A 13317-nucleotide genomic window follows, 5' to 3' on the forward strand; every position below is an offset into this window, starting at 1 on the left:
GAAGCAGCTCCTGTAGAGGAGAATACCGAAACTCCTGCAGAGGAAGTGGCTCCCGTAGAGGAGAATACTGAAACTCCTGCAGAGGAAGCAGCTCCCGAAGAGGAGAATACTGAAACTCCTGCGGAGGAGGTGGCTCCAGCAGAGGAGAGTGCTGAAACTCCTGCGGAAGAAGTGGCTCCTGCAGAGGAGAACGCTGAAGCTCCAGCAGAGGACGCTGCACCTGCTGAAGAGACACCTGCAGAGGAGACTTCAGCAGAGAAGACTTCAGAAGAGATTTCTGCTGAAACTCCTGAACAGGCAGAAAAGGAAGTTAAGGAAGTAACTGTTACATATACTGCCTCTAAGGGTGGTACAGTTTCAAAAGCTTCCGAGACCATAGATATCAATGCAGAAGACGCTAAATTTGAAGGTGCAACCGCAACTCCATGGAGCGAAAAGTATGAGTTCGTAAACTGGACTGATGCAGATGGTAATGAGGTTTCAACAGAGGATACCTTTGTTCCTTCTGATATTGAGGAGGATGTAACCTTTACAGCTAACTTTGCTATACCGGATGACATGCCTGAGCTTTCAGTTGAGGATATTCATGAAGGCGGAATGGTAGTATCTGTTAAAGCAGAGGCTGGTATCTTCCCGGATGGTACAGAGGTTCGCGTAACTGCTATTTCAGATGATCAGGCTCTTGCAACTGCTCAGGGAGAACTGGGCGAGTCAATAACAACCGCTAAGGGTGTTGACATTACATTCTTCTTTGAAGGTGAAGAAATTCAGCCTGCAGATGAGAAGTTTGTACATGTAACGCTTGCGCTTGAAGAGGCAATGGATGTTGAGGATGTTACTGTCCTTCATGACCATAACGATGATGTTGAGACAATCGACAAGACTGATATCAGCAAGAATGCTGAAGGTGAAATAGAGAGCGTAGAGTTTAATTCTAATGAATTCTCTATTTATATTGTTGCGGGTGAAGAAGTAAAGAATAATCGTCTTCATGTAGTATTTAAGAATGGCGATTTTGAAGCTTCTATGTGGGTTAAGCAATCTGATACAACGACACCTGAGATTTATGAAACAGTTCTTTATGATCCCGGGGTTGGCGAACTTGAAGAAGATGTGATTTTCAAGGGGTGGACAACTGATCCAAATTATAATGATCCGGAAGCTGGTTTTACAATAGATAAGGTTCGCGATGAAGTTAAAGCTAAGCTTGCCACACCAATTAATGATGGCGATGAAGTTACATATTATGCAATGCTGTATAAACAGTTTAGTGTAAAATATCTTGATAATGCTGACAATAATTATGTAGCTCTTGGTCAGCACTCAGCACTATATCGTGCAGATGCTACTGATGATAAAAAGAATACTGAGTATACTGTAAATATGGCATATACCCCATTGGATGATGAGCATGATTTTCAGGGATGGTATGTTTATAAAGGCTCAGAAAACATTGTAAAGAAAGGCGATATACCATATACATATACAGAAAATGATGTATTTAACAATGGTGATTCCATTACTATCCAAGGTGATGTAGTTTTCTCTGTTAATTCACCGGCAGGTCATTGGCTTGTATTTGATGAAAATGGTAAAGGAGCTACCTATTGTGCGCCTCGGTTTTATCTTTCAAATGAGACGACAGTAGAACCACGTCCAAGAGATGAGATGACCAGAAAAGGATATACATTTGACGGATGGTGGACTGGTGAGCCGGCTGAGACAGGAGCTGATCCGACTGGTGAAGAGTTTGTATTTGGTAAAACACTTGCAGCAAGAACCACTGTTTATGCAAAGTGGTTACCTAATGATAAAGCTCCTTACACAATTATGATATGGAAGCAAAATGCTGCCAGAAATGGATATGATTTTGCTGACTCATGTGTGGGCTACGGCACGGTAGGTGCTAATATAAAGAATCTTGCTATAACTGAAGCTAAAGCTGGTACTGATATGTACTATATTAAAACCGAAGTCGAAAAGGATGATGGAACTGTTGACAAGAGGCAATATGGAGGAATAACTTCAGCGGAAGCCAAGGTTATGGGTCCAGATGATCCAAATCGTCCATATATCGGTTTTACGGAAAATAAAACAAAGCTGAAGAGTGATGTTACTATTACACCTGAAGGAGATGCAGTTCTTAACGTGTATTTTGACCGTATGCACTATAATTATAAAATGGTTTTAGTACGTCAAAATGCTGGGAAATATTATGGAGCTGGTAAGGAAGGTAATGGTGCATACAGCGGTGATTGGTCGCTTGGACTTACTGATATTGCCTTTTTAGATGGAGTAGAAAAGAGTGAATCTGGTGGCTATATATATTATACATTTGATGCTTATTATGGAGATAATATATCAAGCAAATGGCTTAAACTTCCAGATGAAAATAATTGTGGCGGTGCTTACTTCATCAGTTGGATTCTTATGAAAAATGCAAAGGCATATACATATGATCCAGCAACGGATGGAAGCGAGAAGAAAGGAAAAAATACTGTAAAGGGTGATATAAATATCCTTGATGAGATGATTATTGGTGATCTCACATCTTCTGATGCGAATTACGTGACAGCCAGATTTGATGGAGTACCCTATGTATGGACCTATAATATCTACTACGCAAATTCTGATGGGGAGTATGGAGCAACACCTGATAAGACCATAATTGCCAGATCCAGAAAGTCATCAGAGGGAGCGGCACATCCGCCGGAATTTGAAGGATATTTATTTGACCATCAGGATGGACATAAAGCAAACGAAACAACAAGAGAATGTTCTATAAACTTCTATTATAAGCCACTTAGTTATCCAATTCGCTTTATGGATGGCCAATATTACGATGGTAATCTTGGGAAAATAGGAACACCTAAGAGTTCTAATATGCTCCATGTCGTAAAAGACATTACCTATGATGCTAATATTGTAGGTTATCTCGATAAAGATAAGGAAAAAACTGGTTTTGATAAGGACAAACCAGAATGTCCCGAAAAAGGATTTGTATTTGATGGTTGGTATCTTGATGAAGGATGTAGCGGAGAAAAGTTTAATTTTAACTCAAAGATGCCACTTGGCGGAGTAACAGTTTACGCAAAATGGATACAAATTCAATATCGTGTATTCTTACATCCAAATGCTAAATTGGATAATGGAGCCAATGATGAAAGTCTGTATTGGGGAAGCTCAGGACAGGAAATGAATTTCCGTGTTGATTATAACGGAACTATAAGTGCGCCTGTAGGAACAAGAGATGAATATGTATTTGTGGGTTGGTATCTCGATGAAGCTTGTTCACATAATAAGGTATTCAATGCTACGGGATATAAGCTTAACGAAAGTACAGTCACAGAGGCATATGATAAGAATACTCACAATACAGATGTAATGAACAAATTCGGCGAAGGGGCAACATGGAATTCTGATCTCGCCGTTACGGAGGGAGACAACCAACATCCGGAGCGTACATGGATTACTCAAGAGTTTAATCTTTATGGTAAATGGAGAAAGATTCTTGATGGTGCAGACGGAATCAATATTGAATATGTTCTGACAGATCCTGCTGTTGGAACAGGTACAGGAAAAGCCATTGATAGTGGAACTTATGTTGATAATGCTAAGGCAAATGCAGTACCTGCAGTCACAGCACCTGGTGGATATGAGTTTAGTACATGGGTACTCCAGAAATGGGACGGTGGCAAGTATGTGGATACTAATGAAGAAGTTGAACCAGGAAAACTTTTCACTGTTCTTGCAAGTAATGCAAAAGTAGAAAATATAGACGAATCTGGTGTACATAAAAAATATACTGTAAGACTTCGTGCAAAATATGTAAAACCCGATAAAAAAACACCTACATATATTCCTTGGTTTGAGAACGATGGAACTGAAGCTTACCATATAGACAAAGTAAAAGGTGGTAAGAATGAACTTGACATTAACGAAGCAGTTGGTATTCAGGGAATACCTTCTGAAGCAGAGGACAAGGAAGATTACGAATTTGTTGGCTGGGCAAGAATCAGTATGGGTGAATCCGAAGCAGAAGCTCAGGCATTTATGAGTGACCCTTCCAAGTTTACCCAGAATGTTGATCCAAATAACCCAGGATTCCTGTACTATAAAAATGGAAAGTTCTATGAGGATGCAGGTTTTTCAAAAGTGGCTACGCAGGTAGCTGCTGACGAGGCTATGCCTTATCAGGCACTGTTTGCAGTATGGCGTGAGAAAGATTTGCTTAAAGTATATATTACAGGTAACAATGACACTGTATATTACAATGGAAATGAGCAGAGCGTTACAGGATACAAAATTGATAAAATCACTTACAAGGATCAAGAGATTACAGATATTGAATCAATTGAACCATATATTAAACTTGTAACTTCTGGAAGCGATACAGCAAAGGGAACAAATGTTAAGCGTAATGCTGAGACAAATGAAATTGAAGTTTACGAGATGGGGCTTCATGGAACACCTTCTAAGGGAGACACTTTCAAATGTAGCTTTGAGTGTACGCATCAAAAGTACCCTGATGTGAAATTCTATGTAACGGATGGCTACCTTAAGATCAATCCTCTTGAGTTAAAGGTTGAGGTAATTGGTAACAGAGGTGAGGAGCTCTACGACGGAACAGAAAAGAGGGTAACAGGATATACACTTAATGCTATATCTGCTGTAAGCGTTGGCGCCGGAATACCGGATGCAAAGGATTTCTTTGATGAGAAAAAGGTTGAATTTACAGGCGAAGATGTAGCAAAGGGAATACAGCCTGGTACATATCCTATGAACCTTGCAGTAAGTCAGTTCAGCTATGATGATCCTAACATCGATGTAACCTTTGAAGTTATTGATGGACAGCTTATAATCAGAGATGTGCCTGAAGCAGGAAAGCTCCATGTTATTGCACGTACTCCTGATAGGGAAGAAATGTATAGTGGTAAGACATGGGTAGGTTCAGATTTTGATTACTCAGTTGAAGGGAAAGTTGCTAATGAAGGTATCATAACAAGTGCACTGAAATCACTTGGAAGCTTTATTGGAATCAATGCTCATGCAGAAGATGGTACTAAGGAAATTACAATTAACAACGAAAAGTACTATGTATCAGGTCTTAGAGTTGATGTTAATGCAAGATCTGTAGGCAAATATCCTCTTGACATTGTCAATGAAGGCTTTAAGGTAGTTGACGTAAATGGACAGGATGTAACAGATAAGTTTGATGATCCTGAATTCATTATTGGTACGCTTACTATTACACCTAAGCCAATCGAGCTTACGTCAGGATCAGCTGAGAAGGTATATGACGCAACACCTCTTGTATATCATGTGGCAAATGCTAATACAGAATGGGGTATTGGTGATGCAGTAACATATAACTTCACAGGAAGCCAGACTGAGGTTGGAACAAGTAAGAATACATTTGCGGCAGTACCTGCAAATGATTTGACAGACTTTAAGAACTATATAATTACATATGTATATGGTGATCTTACAGTTACAAAGAGTTCAGACTCCAATCCTCCGGATGATGATAAGAAGAAAAAGAAGAAAACTACTGAATCAGACAAGAAGAGAGATGACGAGGGCGATTCTACAAACGACAACAGCAGCAACGACAATGGCGGCAACAATGATAATGTCCTCGGAGCAAGAAGAAATCCGCCTGCAACAGGCGATAACGCAGCAGTTCTTGGAGCAAAGAGAACCAGGGGTGAGGAACCCGGAGTACTTGGCGCAAGACGCGGCGGTACAGAGGATAGCACAAACACATCCAGAATTATCGTTCTTCTGATTGCAGCTGGAGCAGTTGTAACACTTCTTATTACCGGAAGAAAACGTAAAAAGGATGAAGAGTAATTAAATCATCAGATGCAAAATGATAGAGGTCCTACCGGAAACGGTGGGACCTCTTTTTGCGGAAAGCGAGGAAAATCCGTTCTTACATGTAGCGATATTACGCTTTTTTGTATATAATAATATTGTTATCAATTTATAGTTTGGAGTAGCGGATGATAGATAATATTGAAGTATTCACGCATAGCAGTATAAGGGTAAAATGTGGAGCAGGTACTATATATGTGGATCCGTTTCGCATGAAGGAAGATAAGCATGATGCAGATTATGTACTTATAACACATGCTCATTACGATCATTTCTCACTTGAGGATATCCGTAAGGTTATTAAGGAATCGACAATACTTGTTGTCCCTTACAGAATGGTGGACGATGCCAGAGAGCTGGAGCGTGAAGTTAAGGATATAATTGCTGTTAAACCGGGAATATATAAGGAATTTGAGGGTTTCGAGATTGAGACAATTCCCGCGTATAACAATATAAAGCCTTTTCATCCGAGACGTGCAGAATGGGTAGGATATATTATCAGAGCTGATGGAAAGCGAATATATATCGCCGGTGATACCGGAGTAACCAAGGAATCCAAGAAGGTAAAGTGCGACATAGCTTTGGTGCCTGTTGGTGGAACCTACACTATGGACGTAAAAAAGGCGGCTGATCTTATAAATACTATAAGACCGGTTTATGCGATTCCTACTCACTATGGAACTATTGTTGGTAAGCAGTCAGATGGAAAGACATTTGCCGGCCTTGTAAAGAGTCCGGTTAAAGTAGTAGAAAAGATACAGTATTTTGAATAATCATGTGCGATATGAATGGCAATTCAAGTATCATGAACAGTAATTCAAGTATCATGAACAGTAATTCAAGTATAATTGCAATAGATTTAAAGTCTTTTTATGCGTCAGTGGAATGCCAGGATATAACCAGGAATCCGCTGACAACTAACCTTGTTGTTGCTGACAGGAGCAGGACTTCGAAGACAATATGCCTGGCTGTTTCTCCGTCCCTGAAAAAATATGGGATTCCGGGGAGAGCCAGGCTTTTTGAGGTCGAACAGAAGGTTAAGGAGATAAATGAGGAGCGACTCCGCAGAGCTCCGGGGAGAGCTTTTACAGGAGAATCTGATGACGATGAGGAGCTTCAGAATAATCCCTCACTTAAGCTGGGATTTATAGCAGCTGTTCCGAGAATGGCCAGGTACATGGAGATAAGTACCAACATTTACAAGATTTATCTAAAATATATCGCGCCCGAGGATATTCATGTTTATTCCATAGATGAGGTTTTTATAGATGCTACCGGTTATCTTGGAATACATGGAATGAGCCCCAGAGAGCTTGCTATGACGATGATTCAGGAAGTAAAGCTTGCTACGGGAATCACGGCTACTGCAGGGATTGGGACAAATCTGTATCTTGCCAAGGTGGCAATGGATATAGTGGCAAAGCATGTAGAAGCTGATGAAAATGGTGTGCGTATAGCAGAGCTTGATGAGATGAGCTATCGGGAGAAGCTTTGGGAGCACACGCCCCTTACTGATTTTTGGCGAGTCGGAAGGGGTTATGTAAAAAAGCTTTCATCCATGGGACTTTATACGATGGGTGACATTGCCAGATGCAGTCTTGGAGGTCCGCAGGATTTTCATAATGAAGAGCTGCTATATAAGACATTCGGAATAAATGCTGAGCTGCTGATAGATCACGCCTGGGGATATGAGCCGTGCACCATGAAGATGATAAAGGCTTATAAGCCTGAGAACAACAGCTTAAGTCAGGGACAGGTATTGCACTGCCCATATACCTATGACAAGGCTCGAATCATTGTAAGAGAGATGGCGGATGCACTTGCTCTTCAGCTTATGGAGGCGGGGAAGGTCACAGATCAGATTGTTCTGACTGTTGGCTACGACATGGAGAGCCTTACAAATCCTCAAATAGCTAAAAAGTACAAAGGTAAAATAAAGAAGGATTATTATGGAAGACAAGTTCCGGAGCATGCGCATGGCAGCGCGGGACTTGAGGGATTTACAGCTCTTTCGGTTCATATAATTGATGCTGCGCTTAAGATTTTTGATGAAAAGGTTAATCCTGTTCTTCTGGTTAGACGAGTAACTATTGCGGCAATGCATGTAATTGATGAGGCAGCAGCAAAAGAGCAGGTAGAAGAATCCTATGAACAGCTTTCTCTTTTTGACAACTATGAAGAGAAGAGTGCTAAAGAGCTTAAGAAAAAGGAAACAGATGATAAAGAACTGGCACTTCAAAAGGCTGCTCTGGAAATACAAAAACGTTTTGGAAAAAATGCAATTGTCAAAGGAACTTCTCTGCAGGAAGGTGCAACCGGACTAGAGCGAGGAAAGCAAATAGGCGGACATAAGGCGTAGATTTGTTGCATTTGGGGTAAGCTTCCTAAAAATTGCCATAGCAAAAGGGCTGACAATAAGTCCTTTTGCGCAGAATTAGTAAAGTGTACATTTAGTATGGGAAAATACGATGATATTATCAATTTAACGAGGCCGATTTCAAAGAATCACACGCCAATGCCCTTGGAAAACAGGGCAGCACAGTTCATGCCCTTCGCAGCACTGACAGGCTATGATGATGAAGTATCTGAAGCAGGAAGATTCGTTGTTGAAAAAGCAGAGCTTACAGAAGAGAAAAAAGAAGAAATAAACAAAAAACTTCTTGAAATAATGGATTCTCTGAATAATGATGCAGAGGTTCGAACTATATTAACCTATTTTGTTCCTGATCTTTTAAAAACAGGTGGTGAATATGTCACACGCTCTGTCCTGATTGCAAAAATTGATACTGACAGACGCTGTCTTATTTTGAATGACAAATCGATTATCCATATTGATGACATCGCAGCAATAGAAACTTAATGAGATTGCTATAACTTTTTAAAGTTAATGTTATTTCGCATGCATTACGTCAGTCTCTTGTTTTGCGTCGTTTTGATGTATTTTTTCGGAGAAATCCGAAATCTATAGATTCCTGCTTTTTCTCAAAAAAAGAATTCACATAATAAGTCATAATCATAGAAATATACTAGATCTGAAAATCCCTTTTCAAATTGATACATTGTCTATAACAAAATCTACCGTGATTTTACCTAGATTTGTTGCATGCAGGGCAGAGCCATACAACTGCCCCGAATCCAGCATGATTTGTTGTTTTCAGGGTAAACTTAATAAAATAATTACCCTGATTTTACCTGGATTTGTTGCATGCAGGGTAGAGCTATACAACAACTACCCTGAATCCAGCATGATTTGTTGTTTTCAGGGTAAACTCAATAAAATAATTACCCTGATTTTACCAGGATTTATTATATTCAGGGTAGACCTGTACAACAACTACCCTGAATACAGAATAGTTTGTCATATTCAGGGTAAGCACAATACAATGAGTACCCTGATTTTACCTGGATTTATTGTATTCAGGGTAGCCCCATACAATAACTACCCTGAATACAGCATGATTTGTTGTATTCTGGGGAATCCCTTAAAAAATGCCATAGCAAAAGGCTGAAAAGCAGACTTTCTTCGCAGAATCAATAAAGTATATAGCATGCATAAAGCAACCCAAAATCTTCCATTTGTACAAAAACACCGATTATCAAAAGTGATAACCGGTGTTTATTCTTGATCTTTTTTAATATGAAATTACCTGGTAATCCTTGTTCCAGATGAGTTCAAGACCATCGAAGAGATAGGTTAACTTACCATCGGGATAAAGGCTGATGAACTTACTAGTGATATCAGACGGGTTGTCCTTGGAATTGTAGAAAACACCACCAATATCGTTGTACCCCTGCTTGTCGTAAATGAAACCGTCAATAGTTATCCTTGAAGGAAACGTTGCTAAATCTGGCATTTTGAAACTCCTTTATTACGTGGTAGGGTTGTCGTATCTATTGAGCATATTTTAGCACTAAGATGTGCAAATGTAATTGATTAAATTTAAGAAAAGGAAAGTTTGTGAAAAATGTATAAAAGGCTAGCCAAATTTGGAAGTGATTATGACTATTAATCTGTGAAATCATATATTTCAGAAAAATAATTGATGTAAAATGATATCTATTCGGAGCTAAATCTTGGCTCTTGGCATTTGTATATTTTTTAGAGAAGGAGATACATAAAGATGGGAATTTGGAGAGCATCTAAAGAGGCAGAGATGTCTGCGAGAGAAAAGGCACATATGGAAAAAGTGCGCAAATTTGCGGCTGAAGGCATGGTGCTTCTTGAGAATAACGGAACACTTCCGCTTGGGGATGGAGTTAAGAAGATAGCTTTGTTTGGTAATGGCGCACGTCATATGATCAAAGGTGGAAAAGGTTCAGGAGATGTTAACAGCAGAAGTGTTGTAGGCATTGAAGAGGGAATTAAGGAAGCCGGAATAGAGGTTGTTTCAGGTTCATGGCTTGATGGTTACGACAAGATATGCGTAGATTCCAGAGCTAAATATGATGAGCATATCCAGGAAATGGTAAAGTCAACAGGTAACCCCATGGTTGCATTCATGGAATACTTTAACAACCCTTATCATGATCCGGATATTCAGGAGATCACTGATGCAGACATGCAGGATGCTGATGCTGCTGTTTATGTAATTGCAAGAGATTCAGGTGAGGGCCGTGACCGTAAGCCTGTGGCAGGTGACTATGAACTCACTGATAATGAGAAAAAGAACATCGAGAAGCTTGCAGGACGTTATGACAAATTTGTTGTAGCTCTTAATGTAGGTGGTGTTATTGATACAAAGGCACTTAGAAGTATAAAGGGTGTTGGAGCTGTTTTACTTATGAGCCAGGCAGGAAATGTTATCGGTACTGTTTTTGCTGATGTGCTTCTTGGAAAATCAATACCCACAGGACATCTTGCAATGACCTGGGCTGAGAATTACTCAGATTATCCGGCATATGATACTTTCAGTTCACAGAACGGCAACGTAGATGATGAATATTACAATGAGGGTATTTTCGTAGGCTATCGCTACTTTGATACATTTGGCAAAAAGCCTGCATATTCCTTTGGATATGGCCTTTCCTACACAGATTTTGATGTAAAAACTACAGACGTTACACTTGATGGTGAGACTGTTACTGCAAAGGTATCTGTTAAAAATACAGGTGATAAGTTTAGCGGTAAAGAGCTTGTGCAGCTCTATGTTTCAGCACCTGACGGAAAGCTTGAAAAGCCAGTTAAGGAGCTTAAGGCCTTTGCAAAGACAAAGGAACTTGCACCGGGTGAAGAGGAAACACTTACTCTTATGGCTAAGGTTTCAACTTTCGCATCCTATGATGAAAAGTCTGCTTCATATATCTTAGAGCCCGGTAAGTACTTCGTAAGAATCGGTAAGAATGCAGGCTGCACATCTGTTGTTGCTGCTATTGAGGTTGGAAAAGAGATTACTACCTGCAAGCTTTCAAACAGATTTAAGATTGACACTGAGCTTGATCTTCTTTCAAAGAAAAATGCTACTCCTCTTACCTATGATGGCGAAGAAGAGGAGAAGGCATCAGCAAAGGTTCTGACACTTTCAGAGGATGCAATCACAACAGTTGTTGCTGAATATAAGAGTGCTCCTGTTGAACTTAAAAATGACAGCGCAGAGAAAGTAACTCTTGCAGATGTTAAGGCAGGAAAGGCTACTCTTGACGATCTTCTCGGTCAGCTCACAAGGGAAGAAATGGCAGATCTCTGCGTAGGTACGGCAAGAGGCGGTTTTGGAGGAGATTCTGTTATCGGAACAGCTTCTGCAGTAGTTCCGGGTGCTGCCGGTGATACCAGCTCCAAGATGGCTGCTGACAGAGGTGTTCACAACCTTGTTCTCGCAGACGGACCTGCAGGACTTCGTCTTACACCTTACTTTGCAGTAGATGAGGACAATAAGATAATTCCTGAGATGAGTGCGATGGCATTTGATTTCCCCGGAAAAGAGAATCAGCCCAAGACAGATATTAAGGGCGAAGTAACCAAGTACTATCAGTATTGCACAGCTATTCCGATCGCAACAATGCTTGCTCAGACCTGGAATATGGATGTTATAGAAGAAGCAGGTGACCTTGTAGGTACAGAGATGGAAGAACTAGGGGTTAATCTCTGGCTTGCTCCCGGTATGAATATCCAGAAGAATCCTCTTTGCGGAAGAAACTTCGAGTACTATTCAGAGGATCCTCTTGTTGCAGGAATGTGCGCTGCAGCTGATACTAAGGGTGTTCAGAAGCACAAGGGCTGCGGTACAACTATTAAGCACTTTGCATGCAACAATCAGGAAGACAACAGAATGCACACTAATGCACATGTAAGTGAGAGAGCTCTCAGAGAGATTTATCTTAAGGGCTTTGAGATTGCTGTAAGAGAGTCTCAGCCGCTCTCCATCATGACAAGCTACAACCTTATAAACGGTTTACATGCTGCTAACAACTACGATCTTCTCACAGCTGTATGTCGTAATGAATGGGGATTCAAGGGTGTAGTTATGACTGACTGGGGTACAACAGGCGGTATCGAGATGGAGCAGAGAGAGTTTAAGTATGGTACCTCCAATGCAGCTGACTGCGTAAGATCAGGTAATGACCTTACAATGCCGGGTTCTGATGCAGATATTCAGAACATCCTCGATGCAGGCGTTACAAGAGCTGAGCTTCAGGCATGCGCAAGAAGAATCCTGGAGTGTGTTCTTGAGTGCAGATATTGATAGATATTTTGCCTAAATGCGATAGTAGTAGATACTTTGCTTAAATGCAGGCATTAAATCAATAAATTGGGAATATGGGTTATAGCATGATATAAAGAAGGCAGCGCAGGATTTTGAAGGGGGTTCTGCGCTGTTTTCATGCTTGTATGGGAAAATTCATTAATATAGTCAACTTGTAAAAGATGTAATACCGAATTACAATAATAAATAATCATCTAAGTGAACATAACTGTTGACCGGATAAGATAAGGGGGATCTTATGAGGGTATTGGTAGTTATTGACATGCAGGATAAGTATTTGAGCTTATATGATGAGGAGCTTCTTACGAACATCAACAGGAAGATAAAGCTTGCCCATGAAGAGGAAGATGTTCCCATCGTCTATGTGAAGAACATTGGACTTGCCGGAAGCAAAACCGGCTATGAGTTGTCTGATGATTTGTTAATGGTGTCTGATCTTGTCTATGAAAAGAAGAGTCCCAGTGCTTTTTCGTCAAAAGCGTTTACTCATAAATTGGAATGTTTAAAGGCAACCGAGCTTGAACTTGTCGGAGTTGACGGCAGTTCATGTGTGGCCAAGACAGCAATGGATGCTGCCAAACTCGGCTATAAAACTGAAATAGTAAAGTCCTGTGTCGGGGCACGTAATGATAAGGTATATGAAAAAACCTTAAAAAAGCTCGAAGGTGCAGGGGTAAATATATTATAGGATAACGAATTTCTGAGAAAAATCAGCCTTCTTAAAAAATTGCAAAATGAA

At 40.3% G+C, this 13317-nt stretch carries 8 protein-coding genes; 7 read left to right on the forward strand and 1 reads right to left on the reverse strand.

What is annotated here, in order from left to right; translation table 11 throughout:
* From G602_RS0100760 to G602_RS30080, 5 genes are all read left to right on the forward strand, one after another.
* Window positions 1-5853: InlB B-repeat-containing protein (locus tag G602_RS0100760; RefSeq protein WP_196808555.1), on the forward strand; the 5853-nt coding region annotated here is incomplete at its 5' end.
* Between the two features lie 152 nt (window positions 5854-6005).
* The gene (locus G602_RS0100765) at window positions 6006-6650 is read left to right on the forward strand and encodes an MBL fold metallo-hydrolase (protein WP_026657178.1); all 645 of its coding nucleotides are present in this window, start codon (window positions 6006-6008) and stop codon (window positions 6648-6650) included.
* Window positions 6651-6703: 53 nt separating this feature from the next.
* The gene (locus G602_RS0100770) at window positions 6704-8236 is read left to right on the forward strand and encodes a Y-family DNA polymerase (RefSeq protein WP_026657179.1); all 1533 of its coding nucleotides are present in this window, start codon (window positions 6704-6706) and stop codon (window positions 8234-8236) included.
* A gap of 96 nt (window positions 8237-8332) precedes the next feature.
* Window positions 8333-8737, forward strand: a complete 405-nt coding sequence (locus G602_RS0100775; protein ID WP_026657180.1) for a hypothetical protein — start codon at window positions 8333-8335, stop codon at window positions 8735-8737.
* 220 nt (window positions 8738-8957) lie between these two features.
* Window positions 8958-9386 (forward strand): hypothetical protein, encoded by a 429-nt coding sequence (locus tag G602_RS30080; protein ID WP_155829650.1) that lies wholly within the window; start codon window positions 8958-8960, stop codon window positions 9384-9386.
* A 123-nt stretch (window positions 9387-9509) separates the two neighbouring features.
* Here the strand turns inward: G602_RS30080 and G602_RS0100780 are convergent, their stop codons facing one another.
* Window positions 9510-9731, reverse strand: coding sequence for a hypothetical protein (locus tag G602_RS0100780; RefSeq protein ID WP_026657181.1), 222 nt, complete (start codon window positions 9729-9731; stop codon window positions 9510-9512).
* A 267-nt stretch (window positions 9732-9998) separates the two neighbouring features.
* Between G602_RS0100780 and G602_RS0100785 the strand changes: the two genes are divergently transcribed.
* Together G602_RS0100785 and G602_RS0100790 are read left to right on the forward strand one after the other, a co-directional pair.
* Window positions 9999-12557: a glycoside hydrolase family 3 protein gene (locus G602_RS0100785; protein WP_044930710.1), complete on the forward strand. Its 2559-nt coding sequence runs from the start codon at window positions 9999-10001 to the stop codon at window positions 12555-12557.
* A gap of 259 nt (window positions 12558-12816) precedes the next feature.
* Window positions 12817-13266 (forward strand): cysteine hydrolase family protein, encoded by a 450-nt coding sequence (locus G602_RS0100790; protein ID WP_026657183.1) that lies wholly within the window; start codon window positions 12817-12819, stop codon window positions 13264-13266.
* Window positions 13267-13317 lie beyond the last annotated feature (51 nt).

The organism is Butyrivibrio sp. AC2005 (assembly GCF_000424145.1).
In the GTDB taxonomy this organism is placed as follows: domain Bacteria; phylum Bacillota; class Clostridia; order Lachnospirales; family Lachnospiraceae; genus Butyrivibrio.